This is a genomic window from Paenibacillus darwinianus, from assembly GCF_000598065.1.
Lineage (GTDB): Bacteria > Bacillota > Bacilli > Paenibacillales > Paenibacillaceae > Paenibacillus_I > Paenibacillus_I darwinianus.
Map to the genome: position 1 here is coordinate 1 of NZ_KK082174.1, position 14,618 is coordinate 14,618.

17 protein-coding genes, 1 tRNA gene and 1 pseudogene are annotated in these 14,618 nt (G+C 58.2%); 8 read left to right on the forward strand and 11 right to left on the reverse strand.

Annotated features, from left to right (window positions below; translation table 11 throughout):
• Positions 1–67: 67 nt before the first annotated feature.
• Entirely contained in the window at positions 68–754 is a 687-nt protein-coding gene (locus tag BG52_RS10485; RefSeq protein ID WP_051587927.1) for a response regulator transcription factor, read from the forward strand.
• Between the two features lie 91 nt (positions 755–845).
• Here the strand turns inward: BG52_RS10485 and BG52_RS10490 are convergent, their stop codons facing one another.
• Both BG52_RS10490 and BG52_RS10495 read right to left on the reverse strand, forming a co-directional pair.
• Positions 846–1,064, reverse strand: a complete 219-nt coding sequence (locus tag BG52_RS10490) for a hypothetical protein (RefSeq protein WP_036584765.1) — start codon at positions 1,062–1,064, stop codon at positions 846–848.
• A gap of 272 nt (positions 1,065–1,336) precedes the next feature.
• Positions 1,337–1,522 (reverse strand): hypothetical protein, encoded by a 186-nt coding sequence (locus BG52_RS10495; protein ID WP_036584763.1) that lies wholly within the window; start codon positions 1,520–1,522, stop codon positions 1,337–1,339.
• 132 nt (positions 1,523–1,654) lie between these two features.
• On the opposite strand from BG52_RS10495, the gene BG52_RS10500 reads away from it, so the two are divergent.
• Together BG52_RS10500 and BG52_RS10505 are read left to right on the forward strand one after the other, a co-directional pair.
• On the forward strand, positions 1,655–2,503 hold the full coding sequence (locus tag BG52_RS10500) for a serine/threonine protein kinase (RefSeq protein WP_051587922.1): 849 nt from the start codon (positions 1,655–1,657) through the stop codon (positions 2,501–2,503).
• Positions 2,504–2,574: 71 nt separating this feature from the next.
• The gene (locus tag BG52_RS10505) at positions 2,575–4,206 is read left to right on the forward strand and encodes an ATP-binding protein (RefSeq protein WP_081793769.1); all 1,632 of its coding nucleotides are present in this window, start codon (positions 2,575–2,577) and stop codon (positions 4,204–4,206) included.
• A gap of 45 nt (positions 4,207–4,251) precedes the next feature.
• On the opposite strand, the gene BG52_RS10510 is transcribed toward BG52_RS10505, so the two are convergent.
• From BG52_RS10510 to BG52_RS15445, 3 genes are all read right to left on the reverse strand, one after another.
• Positions 4,252–5,694: a copper amine oxidase N-terminal domain-containing protein gene (locus BG52_RS10510; RefSeq protein ID WP_144340792.1), complete on the reverse strand. Its 1,443-nt coding sequence runs from the start codon at positions 5,692–5,694 to the stop codon at positions 4,252–4,254.
• A gap of 65 nt (positions 5,695–5,759) precedes the next feature.
• A complete protein-coding gene (locus BG52_RS10515) occupies positions 5,760–7,157 on the reverse strand; it encodes an MBOAT family O-acyltransferase (protein ID WP_036584757.1) in 1,398 nt (465 codons plus the stop codon).
• Between the two features lie 136 nt (positions 7,158–7,293).
• Complete coding sequence (locus BG52_RS15445; protein ID WP_223298987.1) at positions 7,294–7,533, reverse strand: universal stress protein; 240 nt, start codon at positions 7,531–7,533, stop codon at positions 7,294–7,296.
• Positions 7,534–7,621: 88 nt separating this feature from the next.
• Between BG52_RS15445 and BG52_RS10525 the strand changes: the two genes are divergently transcribed.
• From BG52_RS10525 to BG52_RS10540, 4 genes are all read left to right on the forward strand, one after another.
• Positions 7,622–7,697, forward strand: a tRNA-Thr gene (locus BG52_RS10525).
• 568 nt (positions 7,698–8,265) lie between these two features.
• A complete protein-coding gene (locus tag BG52_RS10530) occupies positions 8,266–9,525 on the forward strand; it encodes a DNA polymerase IV (protein WP_036584754.1) in 1,260 nt (419 codons plus the stop codon).
• A 15-nt stretch (positions 9,526–9,540) separates the two neighbouring features.
• A complete protein-coding gene (locus BG52_RS10535) occupies positions 9,541–9,876 on the forward strand; it encodes a YolD-like family protein (protein WP_036584752.1) in 336 nt (111 codons plus the stop codon).
• A complete protein-coding gene (locus tag BG52_RS10540) occupies positions 9,876–10,067 on the forward strand; it encodes a hypothetical protein (protein ID WP_036584750.1) in 192 nt (63 codons plus the stop codon). Before BG52_RS10535 ends, BG52_RS10540 begins: the two co-directional genes overlap by 1 nt.
• A gap of 87 nt (positions 10,068–10,154) precedes the next feature.
• On the opposite strand, the gene BG52_RS10545 is transcribed toward BG52_RS10540, so the two are convergent.
• The 3 genes from BG52_RS10545 to BG52_RS10555 all read right to left on the reverse strand — a co-directional run bounded on the left by BG52_RS10545 (position 10,155) and on the right by BG52_RS10555 (position 11,739).
• Positions 10,155–10,802 (reverse strand): NUDIX hydrolase, encoded by a 648-nt coding sequence (locus BG52_RS10545; RefSeq protein WP_223298988.1) that lies wholly within the window; start codon positions 10,800–10,802, stop codon positions 10,155–10,157.
• Positions 10,799–11,266, reverse strand: coding sequence for a large-conductance mechanosensitive channel protein MscL (mscL, locus tag BG52_RS10550; RefSeq protein ID WP_036584748.1), 468 nt, complete (start codon positions 11,264–11,266; stop codon positions 10,799–10,801). The genes BG52_RS10545 and mscL overlap by 4 nt, the downstream gene beginning before the upstream one ends.
• 137 nt (positions 11,267–11,403) lie before the next feature.
• Positions 11,404–11,739 (reverse strand): winged helix-turn-helix transcriptional regulator, encoded by a 336-nt coding sequence (locus tag BG52_RS10555; RefSeq protein WP_036584746.1) that lies wholly within the window; start codon positions 11,737–11,739, stop codon positions 11,404–11,406.
• A gap of 181 nt (positions 11,740–11,920) precedes the next feature.
• Between BG52_RS10555 and BG52_RS10560 the strand changes: the two genes are divergently transcribed.
• Complete coding sequence (locus tag BG52_RS10560; RefSeq protein WP_036584744.1) at positions 11,921–12,859, forward strand: aldo/keto reductase family protein; 939 nt, start codon at positions 11,921–11,923, stop codon at positions 12,857–12,859.
• A 27-nt stretch (positions 12,860–12,886) separates the two neighbouring features.
• Here the strand turns inward: BG52_RS10560 and BG52_RS10565 are convergent, their stop codons facing one another.
• The 3 genes and pseudogenes from BG52_RS10565 to BG52_RS16145 form a co-directional block, all read right to left on the reverse strand.
• A complete protein-coding gene (locus BG52_RS10565) occupies positions 12,887–13,816 on the reverse strand; it encodes a proline dehydrogenase family protein (protein WP_036584771.1) in 930 nt (309 codons plus the stop codon).
• A 128-nt stretch (positions 13,817–13,944) separates the two neighbouring features.
• Entirely contained in the window at positions 13,945–14,094 is a 150-nt protein-coding gene (locus tag BG52_RS16140; protein ID WP_190287525.1) for a hypothetical protein, read from the reverse strand.
• Between the two features lie 236 nt (positions 14,095–14,330).
• A pseudogene (locus tag BG52_RS16145) lies at positions 14,331–14,618 on the reverse strand (DUF3153 domain-containing protein); the annotation flags it as partial.

The following is a 14,618-nucleotide window of genomic DNA, read 5'->3' on the forward strand; positions in this document are numbered from 1 at the left end:
TTAGAAGGCTGTTTGTCTTGAATGTTATTTCAGGATCTATCTACTAGTGATCGAAGACGACGTTATTATGGGCGATATGCTGGGTATGTATTTGGCCGAGGAAGGGTACGAGGTCAAGCAAGCGGTGAACGGGCAAGACGGCCTGCGGCTTGCGGGTCATTTTCAGCCCGACGTTATTCTGCTTGACCTGATGCTGCCTGACCGGGACGGCATGGATTTATGCGTGGAAATCCGTAAAGACTCCGATGTGCCGATTATGATCGTATCCATGAAGACGGAGGTGTCGGAGCGGGTTCAAGCCTTGAAGGCGGGGGCCGACGATTATTTGTGCAAGCCTTTTAGTCTTCATGAGTTGACGGCCAGGGTGTTTGCCCTTATCCGCCGGGCGCAAGGGAGAACGCTGCAGAAAGGCACCGGAGGGGAAACGGCGGAGAAGAGCGGCGCGGAAGGGAATCAGATCAAGCCGGTTCAGCTTGATATCGATAGACGGCTGCTTATCGTTCGCGGCCAGCAGGTGGAGACGACATTCTCCGAATTTGAAATCATGCGGTTATTCCTTGAGCATCCCGGAAAGGTATACAGCAGAGAGGATTTGATCAACGCGATCCGAGGCTTCGATTCGTTTGTTACGGATCGGGCGATCGACGTACATATCGTTAATCTGCGTAAGAAGGTGGAACAGAATCCGCGTTCGCCGCGCTGTATTAAAACCGTCTGGGGGGTTGGTTATAAATATATCAACGACTTCGATTAGCCGGGGCGACGCCGGACGTACGCGGTCCTGTCCGAAATGAAGGGTATCGATACCGCGCCTGCATTGGCGGCGGTCCGGTACCCTTTCTTCGCTAGGAAACGTCAAGATACAGCTTGGTTCCATCCGTATATTGGAAGATGGCTACGTCGCGAATCATCTGAACGGATTTGATTCGTTTCCACTTTTTGCGGAAATCGAAGTCCAGGGCCATTTTCTCAAGTTTATGGTTCAGAAGCTCGAATGAATGGTTATGTTCGGCCGTGATATACACCGGAACAGACCTTTTGCTGAACGTAATCACTTTCATCATCGTACGTGTGCCTCCTATCCTTTGAATCTAGTATAGAATGAATAAATTAGAATGATTTAAGAAACAAATCAGCCTATTGTTTATTTCTTTAACGCCTTCCTAACAATCTCCGGGGGAGAGCCTTCTGTACGTAATTACCCGATTGGGAGCAAAACTTTACCGTTGTGCGCATAAAATGCTCCGCGAAAACGCAGAAGCGGACTGCCGCGCGGAATCATATTCCGCCGGCAGCCCGCTGCTTGTTTGTTCGCTGTTCGCAAAGCTCAATCGGCTCAGCTCGAATAGCTGCTGTATTTGTTCTTGTAATAGCCGTTGCCGTAATGCCCGTGCCGGCCGCCGTGCGGCGGGCGATGCCCGTAGTGCTTATGGGCGCTGCTGCTGTAGCGGTTGTGATAGGGACGTCTGTGCTTGCTTCCCATCAAGGAATAAAGAACCCGCTGGATCAAATGTTTTAGCAAAGATTCCACCTCCGACATGATTCGGGATGTATGCGCACGCCGAATCTATTTTAAATCTTGATTATACATACGGGAAAAGGTCCGGCAGGTTTCCGGTTCGGACGAATTTCCGGAGAGGGAGGCTATGGCCCCATGTTCGGCACTGTCATGCAACGATTGCGGGACGCCCGGCGCGCCTGGCGGGATTACCCGCTTCGGACCGGGACGGTGGCAGCCGGCCGCTATCGTATTGAAGCTTTTCTGGGTATGGGCAGCTACGGTCAAGCTTATCGCGCGGTGGAAACGGCGACGGGAGCACCGGTGCTCTTAAAGACGAGCAAGCCGAGCAAAGGAGCGGTCGGGATCGAGCTTTTGCGGCGCGAAAGCGATATTCTGAGGCGGCTGTCGCATCCGGGTATTCCGGCCTGGCTGGACTATGTCCGTTTCGGTCGAAGAGAAGGGGTTGTGACGGAGCTAATGGAAGGGCGCAGCCTCGAGGACCGGATCATGGAGGGCGGCCGGACATTTGCTGAAGCGGAAGCGCTTCGCATTCTGAGACGGCTGGCCGAGCCGATCGCATATTTGCACGCGCAAGGCTTCGTCCACCGGGACGTGCGGATACCGAATGTGCTGGAGCGAGACGGCGGCGTTGCGCTGATCGATTTCGGCTTGGCCTGCGCGATCGGCGAACGGCTGCCGGCGTCTCTGAGCGAAGCGCTTGGCGGAACATCGGGGATGGTAAAGCGGAGAATGCGGTTTCCGGAGCCCTCAAGCGATTTGTACGGCATGGGTCATTTGCTGCTTTTTCTCCTGTATTCGGGTTTTGAACCAACCGGCGACGGCGAGCGGAGCTGGCAAGAGGAGCTGGAGCTCCGGCCGGACACGAGCGATCTGATTCTGAGGCTGCTGGCAGCGGGACGGGACGGCTTCGCCGATGCCGGCGAGCTGGCGCTCAACCTTGATCGAATCCTTGCGGACATGTGGGAAGACGCGGGGGACTGATCTGATCGGCGCTGTAAAAGCTTGGACAGCTGCTGCGGCGCGCTGGCGAACCGTTAAGGGGATAAAGTAAAATGGAGTCAGGGGGTGTGACGGAGTTGGGTCTTGTTAGCATCTTTTTGACCAATACCGCCATATTGATCACATGCGCCTACCTGTTCAATATGGGCTATAAATATTTGTTTGCGCATACATCGGAGAAGGTCCGGCAAGCGATAACCGTGATCATTTTTATTGTGGCGGGCTTTCTGACGATCCTGTTCGGTTTTCGGATCAACGAAACGGCGATCACCGATTTGCGAATGGTACCGATCATACTGGCCGCGCTGGTATTTCGCAATCCGCGGGTGCTCATCGTCATCAGCCTGGGGATTGCGCTGTTGAGGCTGACGCTGCATGGCGTCAACCCGGCTTCCACGGCGGGCGTCATCAACCTCTTGGTTCTAGGCGTGACGGCGGCAGGGTTGGTCATGCTGTTCGAGAGACGGAATTGGCCGTTCGCCCGCAAAGCGGTCATCTCCATTGTTGTCCTGAACACGCTCAACATGGTCAATCTCGCTATTTTCGGCATATTGCCGCCGCTGGCGTTTCTAACGGAGGTCGCAGTCGTTACGTACCCGCTGGGAATTGCGTTGAGCGCCGTCTTTATTTTTATCGTCCGTGATTTTTACAAGGAGCAGCAGCGGATCGACGATCTACGCAATATGAACCTGATTCTGCGCAGGCAAACCCGGGAGCTGCGCGAGGCGAAGCGGGAGCTTGAGGAGAAGGCCCGTCAAATCATGCTTTCCTCGCAATACAAGTCGGAGTTTATGGCGAACATGTCGCATGAGCTGAAAACGCCGCTGAACAGCATCATTCTGCTGTCACAGCTGATGCGGGATGACGACGAGCGATACGGCTCCGACGACATACGTTATGCCGACCTGATTCATACGGCGGGCAACGATCTGCTGCAGCTGATCAACGACATTCTCGATCTGTCCAAGGTCGAAGCCGGCAAAATGGACATCGTGTGGGACACGGTTTCCGTCGCCGACGCGGTCCAATTGATCGGTCAGCAATTCGAGCCTGTCGCAGCCCGGAAATGCCTGTTCTTCGAATATGAGGTGGCTGAAGGCGTGCCGGCGACGATTGTTTCGGATGGGCTCCGGATGAATCAGATTTTGCGCAATTTGCTGGCCAACGCCTTTAAATTTACGGATCGCGGGGAAGTGCGGCTAACCGTGACATCTGAGCGCATACATGCCCATCCGCTGGCTGCGCCGCTGCGCCGGAGCCCTTTCCTGGTGGAAAAAAGTCCGCTGCGCCGGCTGATGGAGGAAACGAGAAAAACGATCTCCGGCGGCAGCCGGGAGGCGGCGGGCTGGAAAACCGGAAGGCGGAAAACGAGGGAGGCGGAAGGTCCTGCGGACACCTGGGTCGTGTTCACCGTGCGGGATACCGGCATCGGGATCGATAAAGACAAGCAGCGGTTGATCTTTGAGGCTTTTCAGCAGGGGGACGGATCGATTAACCGCAAATATGGAGGGACGGGACTCGGCCTGTCGATCAGCTTGCAGCTGACGCGCCTGCTCGGCGGCGAATTGTCGCTCGTCAGCGAGAAGGATCAGGGCAGCTCCTTTACTTTGAGGCTGCCGGTTAAGCCGCCTTTATCCGCGTATCGGTCGGAGCATGAAGAGCCCGAGCCTGCCGGCCTAAAATAAAGGGACTGCGTTCGCCTTCACGGCGCGCAGTCCCTTTCGCTTGCACTATGGCTTGATGACGATTTCGTGCATCCGTTCGCCCAGCTCGCGCATTTCCGATTGCAGGCCGAGCGCTTCGGCCGTGAACCGCAGCGGCGTGAGCGTCGTTCCGCTGGCCAACACCGGGGCGTAAGGCGCTTGCCGCGCAGTGCCGTTAAGGAGCGCGCCGGTACCGCCGGCCGTCATCTCCAGCGAATTGTCGCCTCGCTTGAAGCGCAGCGTCTTCGTCGCCTGATCCCATTCCAGCACCGCCCCGAGATAAGCGGCGAGCTCCTTGGCGGGAACCAGCAGCTCACCGTCGCCGGGCATCTCTTTACGGGTGAAAGGGGCCGTCTTCGATTCCGCGTCGCCGGCGCCCGGCAGGGATACGCGGAATCGATGAAGCTGATCATCCGGACCGACGACCGTTTCGTCCACCTGCCGGCGCAGCTGGCTTACCGCATCGTTTACATTGTCCGGCGTAACGCGGTATTTCGCGTCGTCCCGACCGATCGCTTGCGCGATCCAGGTGTTGACCTCCTGCTTATGGTGCGACATGTCTTTGTACAGATCGAGGTTATACGTCCATTCCGCTTCGGCTTGAAAGTCGTATACGCGAACGTTCGGATACGCATTGAATTTCTCGAACATCCATGGCTTCATTGCCATCTGATTCTCGTAGCGCTCGGGATTCGTCTGCTGCCAAACGACCTGGCGCAGGATGGAGTACGGCGGGTAGTAAAACTTAAACTCCACCCCCGGGTTATTTTCAAGCAGCGGAACGATATAGCGTTCAAAGCTCGCCTTGACGGATTCCAGAGAGTCCTCCTTGCTGCCGAAGCCGACCTCCTGCACCTGGGCTTTCCGGTAATGTTTCAGGACAAGCTCTTTGCCGAAGGTTGAAGACCAGTCCCAGTTGTACAAGTATTCTAGGCTTTGCTTATGGCCTGTCTTGATCTGCTTGTACAGTCCCTTGATCGCCTGCTCGTAAGTCGACTCGTTGAACCAGTACTTATAGTCGTTCCAGAAGTTGTTGTCGTACAAATAATAAGGGAACGGCCCTTGGTTGTCCTGCGTTGATTTCAGCGCAAAGTAATCGAGGCCCCACAGCACCTGCTTTACCTTGCCGGTGGACAGGGCCAGACGCGCAATTTCGTATTGCTCGAAGGCCAGCGAGCCGCGCATCGACAGCTTGAGGGTTTTGCCGCCTAGCGCCTTGTCAACCTCGCTCGGGACGAAGTTCTCCGTCATCGACGTGCCGATGATGATCGTGTCGTAATCGTAATTTCGGGCAAGCCCGGGGTTCTGGTAACGCTGCTCCGTAGTATAGATCGGGCTGTACAACGTTGGCTTGCGGTAATGCTGCAGCGGATCGACGATGAAAGCCGTCAGCATGACGATGGAAGAGAACAAGAGCGCGCTCGCCAAGAATACGAGCAGCGTGCGCTTATAGCGCACGCTGCGCCGCACCGGGCGGGCGTCCGCCCGCAAGGGGCGTTTCGGATCGGAAACAAACACGGGTTTTCGCCGCCCTTCTAGAAGTTAAAGTAAAGAAATTCGGTGATCCGGTTGAAAAACAGCAGCGACAGGACGAACATGGCCGCCATCGTGACGGCTACGCGCCAGTTCGGACGGAATTCGCGCTCCCGCTCGGAGGAATTCCGCATGAACAAGACGACCGGCACGGCTACGGCGATCAGCACGATCGGGAAGAGCAGCGTCTTCGCTTCACCGAGCGCGACCCCGTTCAGCCCCGCCATCCCTTTCAGGATGCGGATCGCCTCGGACCAGCTTTCGGCGCGGAAAAATACCCATGAGAAGTTGATGAACATAAAGGTGACGAACCAGGCGAGCCACGTCGGCATCGGCCGTTTCTGCCGGGTCCAGAGACGGTGCGCGATCTGGGCCGCGCCGTGCAGGAATCCCCAGATGATGAAGGTCCAGCCCGCGCCGTGCCAGAAGCCGCCGATCAGGAAAGTGAGCATCGAATTGCGGAGCATGATGAACTCGCCTCGGCGGTTGCCGCCCAGTGGAATGTAAATGTAATCCCGAAGGAAGCGGCTTAGCGTCATATGCCAGCGACGCCAGAAGTCCTGAATGCTGACCGCTTTGTAAGGCGAATTGAAGTTCTGCGGCAGACGGATGTTGAACAGCAGGGCGATGCCGATCGCCATATCGGTGTACCCGCTGAAGTCGAAGTATAGCTGGAACGTATACGACAATGAAGCGACCCATGATTCAATGAAATATTGGGCTGTGGCGAAGCCGCTGTTGGCATATTCCGCGAACGTGTCGGCAATGACCATCTTCTTGAATAAGCCGATGCAAAAAACGTAGGCGCCGACTGCGACGTTCGTCCAATTCCAGCGTGTGTTGCGCAGCCGGTCGAATTGCGGCATCATTTCGCTGTGGTGCAGAATCGGTCCGGCGATCAGGTGCGGGAAAAAGGTGACGAACAGCACGTAATTTACAATGCTCTGTTCTTTCACTTTCTTCCTATAGGCATCTACCAGAAACGCGATCTGCGTGAACGTGAAGAAGCTGATGCCGAGCGGCAGGACGAGCTTCAGAAGCGGCACCGCGCTGCCCGTCAGCGCATTGACGTTCTCCAGGAAAAAGTCGGCGTATTTGTAATAGCCGAGCAGCAGCACATTGCCGGCGATGCCGGCGGTCAGGATCGCCTTGCGGTGCCGCTCCAGCTTGGCCCCCGGTTCGGAGGACGACATGAGAAGGCGCCCGACCGTGTAGTTGAAGGCGATGGAGGCGAGAATCAGCGGAACATATCTGTAGTCCCACCAGCCGTAGAAAACCAGTGAAGCCACGGCGAGCCACACCTTGGCGGCAAACACCAGACGGAATCTGTTCAACAGAAAATAGCCTGTTACCGTAACCGGCAGGAAGGCGAATATAAATACATAAGAGTTAAAGAGCATGCGTTTACGGTCACGTCCTCTATCAATTTGCTGTATTCAAGTATAGCGCATTCGCGCGCATCCGACAATTTTATCCGCGATCCGCCGTCGGGCCGAAGCGTCATGCTGTCGGTTGCCGTCTATTAGACGATCCAAATTATTTGATCACAAGAATCGCCTTGTCGGTGTGCTTGATGACATAGGGGCTGACGCTCCCGAGAAACATTTCCTTCAGCCCGCTGTTGCCGCGGCTGCCGATCACGATGAGGTCCGCGCCGCGTTTAGCGGCGGTTTCGACGATTTGCTGTCCGGCGTTGCCCTGCAGCACCGTGACGCTTGCCCTGACGCTCGGCGTCGATTCGACGATGGAGCGGGGAGCGCACGGAGAGAGTGACATTATCATAGAACAGCAAAAAAAGGTTGTCGAAAAGGTTGTCGAAATGCTTGACTTTTGTTTTAAAAATGCGTATTCTAATAAAGGTCTTGCTGATGTAGCTCAGCTGGTAGAGCAACGCATTCGTAATGCGTAGGTCGGGGGTTCGAATCCCTTCATCAGCACCATAAAGCATTCAATCACGGCGCGGGTTCCGAGTTTTCGGACTCGCGCTTTTTTATGTTGGCCGAACTTTCCGTGTCGATGGAATTACGATGGACGTTGAACGATTGAATCGCACTCGTTAGTCGAGTACGAGGAGCCGGCAGCCGGCACGGCGCTGCGCCCCCGCCCCCGCGCCCCGCACCCGCGCCCCGCACCCGCGCCCCGCATCCGCAGAGGGAACAGGAAAGAGAGGGAGAAATTCCGGTTAATCCGTCTCGAATGTCCAGGAAAGGAATTTAATCGGAGATTTTCCCGTTGTCTGGCGACGCGACGCGGCCGGCTGCCCGCTGCCCTCCATTTCAATCGTTAACTCAACTTCTATAGCTCGAGATACGCATTTTCCCCGCTCAGTTAAAACATTAAATTCCTGTTGTATGCGAACGTTTGTTTGCATATAATAAGAACCGATGCTCCTGCATGGAGGCGCGGTCAAAGCGGCTTCCAACGAAAGGAATGACGGCATGAGCGATCTGACTGAGAAGCCGGCAGCCGTGTCTGGAACGGACCGGCCGCATAGAGGGGGCCTTCGTCGTGGCGAATGAACGGATCATTATGCTGGCGGACTGCCAATCTTTTTATGCCTCCGTGGAGAAGGCGGAACGGCCGGATCTGGCGGATAAGCCGCTCGCCGTGTGCGGCGATCCGGCGCGGCGGTCGGGCATCGTGCTCGCCGCCTGTCCCGTAGCGAAAGCCCGCGGCGTCACAACCGCGGAACGGATCGGCGAGGCGCTGAGCAAATGTCCGGAGCTGGTCGTCGTGAAGCCGCGCATGCAGACTTATATAGAGGTATCCTTGCACATTACGCAAATCTATGAAACGTTTACCGACCTCGTCGAGCCGTACAGCATCGACGAGCAGTTCATAGACGTAACCGGCACGGTCCACTTATTCGGCGGAGCGGTTGAAATTGCGCGGCAGATCCAGGATAAGGTGCTGGCGGAGACGGGCGTTTACACGCGCGTCGGCATCAGCAGCACGAAGGTGCTGGCGAAGCAGGCCTGCGACAATTTTGCGAAGAAGAACGAGTCCGGGATATACGTATTGCCGCAGGACGGGCTGGAGGGAACGCTGTGGCCGCTGCCGGTCCACAAGATGTTCATGATCGGCTCGCGCATGATGAGCCATATGCACCGGATGGGTATCCATACGATCGGCGATCTGGCGCGAACGCCGCTGTCCGATTTGAAACGGATGATGCGCGCCCGGTTCGGCAAAAACGCCGACATCCATGCGGAGCAGTGCTGGCGGATCGCCAACGGCATCGATTCCTCGCCGGTGTCTCCGAATACGCACATCGGGGAGAAGTCGGTCGGCCATATGATGACGCTGCCCCGCGACTACGCGGAGCGTGAGGAGATCCGGGTGATTCTTCTGGAGTTGTGCGAGCTGGTCGCCCGGCGCTGCCGCGCCCGCGGCAAAATGGGGCGGACGCTGTCCGTCAACTGCGGGGGCGCCGACTTCGACCGGCCGACCGGCTTCTCGCGGCAGATGACGCTGGAATATCCGACGCATATTACGAACGACCTTTACAAGCAGGCATGCGAGCTGTTCGACAAGCATTGGAACGGTCTCCCGGTGCGCCGGATCGGCGTTTCCGTTACCGGCTTCCAGAACGACGAGGAGTACCAGCTCATCTTTGACGATTATCGCGAGCGGCTGGGGACGCTGGAGAAAACGACCGACCGCCTCAAGGACAAATACGGCGACGGCATTATTATGCGCGCGTCGTCCGCTTCGGCAGCCGGCCAGGCGCGGGACAGGGCGGAAAAAATCGGCGGGCATTACAAATAAGGCAGGTGAGGCGGCATGGCAAAAGAGAACAAGTTGACCACGGGGTCGAACCTGCTGTGGGAAGGCAGCCGGATGATGCTTCCCGAGCACAAGGAGCGGCATGTCCGGCACAGGCAGGGTTTAACACGGCGGGAACGGGCTGAGCTGGACGAAAGCGAATGGGAACGGATCGGGCGGATGATGGCGGACTCGGTACAGCAGGGAATATCGCTGCGGATCGCGCTGTTTGACGCTTATGAAGACCGCGAAGTGATTGGCGTCGTCGATAGGGTCGACCGCAGGCGCGGACGTTTTCTGGTCGCGGGCCGTTGGTATAACGAAGCCGATATACAGGGCGTGGAGGAGGGTTGATGTGGCGGCATGGAAGCCCCGGCGGTGGCGGCGATTCCGGCGCGGCTTCGTCGTCGCGTGGCATGTTGTCGACGAGGGGAAGTTATGCAAACGAACAAAACCGGGTATCCAAGGCTGACGTGCAGTCGACCGAGCTGAACAAGATGCCGGCCGGAGAGGAACAGAAGACGCAAATCTCCGACCAGGCGTAGTTTGAACCGCCGCGCGGTCGCGCCTTTCCCGGCGCACGCAGCTGCGCTGCAGGACGCGGTGTTCAGACTGCGTGTCTGGACCGCAGGTCACACGAGATAATGCCCGCACAGCGCACGGAAGATACCGGCGTAATAAGACGGCGCCCGGGGCACGAAGTCCGACGCCGTCACCGCGCGCCGCACGGGGAGCATGCGCCCGTCGGCAGCAAGCTCCAGACCGGCAGCCTCCACCGAGGCCTCCTCCCGCGTGAACAGCGCGATCAACCGGCGCGCATCCGCCTCATAGACGCCGGCCACTTCTTCGGGCTGAAGCCGGAACCGTGTCAGCGGAGCGCCGCACAGCCATCCGAATACATGGCTGACTTCGCGGTCAATGAACGGTGTGCCGCCGGCCTCGCCGATCGACTCCCCGCGATATTCGCCGAGCGGGACGATCTCCTCGAAGGCGGCGGCCAGCCCGATCTCCTCCTCAATCTCGCGCACCGCATCCCGTACCGTCTCCCCGGCTGCCAAATGGCCGGCAACCGTTATGTCATAGCAGTCCGGGTAGGAATCTTTGCCGGCTTGGCGCTTCTGAAACCGGATGAACAGCCTGTCGTCCTCTCTGCGGACGATCCAGCAGTGAAAGGTGCGGTGCCAATAGCCTTTGGCATGCACCTCGCTGCGGGGCGCCGTACCGATCGGGCGAAGCTCCTCGTCGAATATATCGAACCGCTCCTCCGTCACCGGCGTCACGCTCCGCCACCGGCGGCCGCGGGCTCGAGATGCGAGGTGCATTGCGCGCAGCGCGTCGCCTTGAGCGGCACCTTGGACAAGCAATAAGGGCAGTCCTTCTCCGCAGGAGCGGGCGGCAGCTCCGGTTGCTGGCGGCGCAGCCGGTTGGCGCCTTTGACGATCAGGAACACGCAGAAGGCGACGACGATGAAATTGATCGCGACGTTGATGAACTGGCCGTAGGCGATGACCGGCGCGGCATACTTTTTCGCCTCGGCCAACGTGGCGTATCGGACACCGTCCAAGGAGAAGTACAGCTCCGTAAAATTGACGCCCTTCATCAGCAGCCCGATCGGCGGCATGATGATATCCTCGACGAGCGAGGACACGATTTTGCCGAAGGCGGCTCCGATAATGACCCCCACTGCCAGATCGAGCACGTTGCCGCGAACCGCGAACTCCCGGAATTCCTGCAAAATTTTCATGCTGTAAAGCCCTCCTAATCGCTTCGCAGAGCATGTTGAACCCATGCCCGATTTTCACCGCATTATACCCTAAACCTGCCCGCAGCGCACCCGCGGAGCAGCGTCGAACGGCTGCCCTGCCGCGTCTGGAGCTGCCGTTAGGTCCATTTGGCCGCCCACAGCTTCATTTGCTTGATGATGGGGTGCAGATCCTCGCCCTTTGGCGTCAGCGTGTATTCCACCGTGACGGGCACCGTCGGGAAAACATGCCGCTCGAGCACACCCTTCTGTTCCAGGTGACGCAGGGTGCTGGTCAATGCGCGAGGGCTTACTGCCGGAATCGAGCGCTGAAGCTCGCCGAAGCGTTTGGTGCCGCAGAACAGCTCGCGCAGAACGAGAAAGGCCCATTTGCCGCCGAGCACATCGACCGTCTTCTCTATGTTGCAGTCGATATCGACCGGGGTTTTCGGAATGTAATTGTTTTGAAGAGACATCAAGTCAACCTCCCGTAATTCTCGCTATACCGAAGTATACCAACTATAACCGGTATAATATAATGAATAAGTTTTCACTTCTTTCAATCATATACGAACTATTCTAGAATGAAAAGAGCGCCATGGGGAACGCTGTCATTCCATTATCCCCCAGACATCATCCGAAGGAGGAAAAGGAAACATGAAATATCGCAAATTGGGCGGTTCGGGCTTGAAGGTCAGCGAAATCAGTCTCGGGAGTTGGCTTACATACGGCGGTTACGTCGAACGGGAGAACGCGGTTAACGCCATCAAGAAGGCTTACGACCTCGGGATCAATTTTTTTGACACAGCCAACGTGTATGAGAAGGGCGCGGCGGAGGAATTGATGGGCGCGGCGCTGAAGGCGTATCCGCGTGAATCGTATGTGCTGGCGACCAAGGTGTTCTGGCCGATGGGCGAGGGACCGAACGACCGCGGGCTTTCCCGCAAGCATGTGATCGAGCAGGCGAACGCCAGCCTGAAGCGGCTGGGCCATGACTATGTGGATATCTATTATTGCCACCGCCACGATCCGGAAACGCCGCTTGAAGAGACCCTTCGGGCGTTCGACGATCTCGTTCGCCAAGGCAAGGCACTGTATGTCGGCGTCAGCGAGTGGAGCGCCGCGCAGATGGCGGAAGCGTTGGCTATCGCGGATCGTTATCTGCTTGACCGGATCGTCGTCAACCAGCCGGTTTACAACATGTTCAACCGTTACATCGAACCGGACATCATTCCGCTCGGCGAGCGCAAAGGAATCGGACAAGTCGTATTTTCGCCGCTTGCGCAAGGGCTGTTGACCGGTAAATACACGTCGGCGCAGGACATTCCCGCAAACAGCCGCGCCGCCAAGCTCAATTGGGTCAAGGACGGCATTACGGAGGAAAAAATCGCGAAGGTCCGGCAGCTGTCGGAGGTCGCTTCCGGCCTCGGCATCTCCGTCGGACAGCTGGCGCTGGCCTGGATTCTCCGCCAGCCGAACGTAACAAGCGCGCTGGTCGGCGCAAGTCGTCCGGAGCAGGTCGAGGAGAACGCGAAGGCATCCGGCGTCGAGCTGGGCGCGGACGTGCTGGGGCGCATCGAAGAAATCCTGAAATAAAGCGGACGCGGCGTCGTGCGATGCGGCTCATGCCGCATCCCGGCGTCGGAACAGGTTCTTCACGACGAACCAGACGTTCGCCGGACGTTCGGCCAGCCGGCGCATGAAATAGCCGAACCAATCCGCGCCGAACGGCACATAGACGCGCACCTTGCAGCCGGCTTCCGTCAGCCGCTGCTGAAGCTCCTCCCCGATGCCGAACAGCATCTGGAATTCGTAGCGGTCGCCGGGTATGGAGGTTTCCGCGATGAATGCCATGGCCGCATCGACGATGCGCGGGTCATGCGTCGCGACGGCGGTGTAGCAGCCGGATGACAGATGCATGCGGATCAGCTCGAGAAACTGCGCATCCACATCCGCCTTGCGCGGAAAAGCGACCTCGGCGGATTCCTTGTACGCGCCTTTCACCAGCCTGAGATTGGCGCCGAGCGTTTCGAGGTCCCGCACATCCTCAAGGGAACGGTACAGATAAGCTTGAATGGCGATGCCGACATGGGCGAATTCCCGTCGCAGCGTCTTATAGATCCGGATCGTGCGTTCGCAATGGGAGAAATCCTCCATATCGATCCGCACGAACAGACCATGACGCTCCGCCTCCCGCAGAATGTCCCGCATGTGGGCCAGACACAGCGCTTCCTCCACATCCAGGCCGAGCGACGTCAGCTTGAGCGACAGATTCGCCCGGACGTCCGAGGCGGCGATGGCGGACAGCGTCGACAGACACATGCCGGCCGTGTGCGCGGCCTCCTCGGCGCTGCCGACGAATTCGCCGAGGTAATCAAGCGTAGCGAGTTTGCCTTGGCGGTTTAATTCCCGCACCGTTTCAATGGCCTCGCGGATCGTAACGCCGGCGACGAATCGTCCGGCGCCGAGCCGCAGACCGTACCGCTTCGCAAGCCGGTTCGGCAGCTTGCCCCTGGCAAGCGCCAGCAGCATGCTCCGCATGAACGTTTCCAGCACACATATTCCTCCCCACCATCGGAACGGTATCTATTCCCGGTTGCCCGTTCGGTCAATCGAGTGAATCACATCCTCGAAGTCCCGCTCGAAAGGACAGGCCGCATGCGGCTGAGTCTGCCCGCGTTCTACTCGCGCAGCGCTTCGGTCAGTTTCGTCGACATGGCGCCTGTCTTGGCCGCCGCCCGCTTGCGGAGCCGGTCGTTCTCGCGCCGCAGCCTGTCGACTTCCTTTTCGAGCTCGGCGATTCTGGCCTGCAGTTGCTGCGTTTCATTCATTTCATAGCCTCCCGTTCCATCCCTTAATATTCGACGGCCGCCGCTAGTCTTCCTGCCGGTGGAGAACGCGCCATCCGTGGACGGACGGTTACGGAGAACAAATCCGGCATCGGGACGGCCATTGGACAAGGTGCTGGCAACGGCCGAACAGAAGAAGTCGGCGCCGCGCGGGGCACGGGGAAGGAGCGGATGGGGCATGCCCATCCGGATCCGCTTTTGGTCACTATCCCTTTCACTCAGCGGGGGGCGGGAGGCTTGGGTTTGGGCTTGCGTTTGCGCCTGCGCCGCAGCCCGCGCATGAGCGCCCCAAGGCCGGCTGCGATCAGAAGGAGGGCGATGCCGGCGGCGATGGGCGTCCGCCTATTCGGCGCCGCGACGGCAATCCGGAACGGCGTCTCCGCGGCCGCCGACACATGCCAGACGAGGGTGCGGCCGCCGCGGGAGGATGCGTCCGCGTTATGGTCCACAGGCGGAATCGGCAGCGACAGCCTGAAGTCAAGGTCGATTTGCCGCTCGGCCAAACG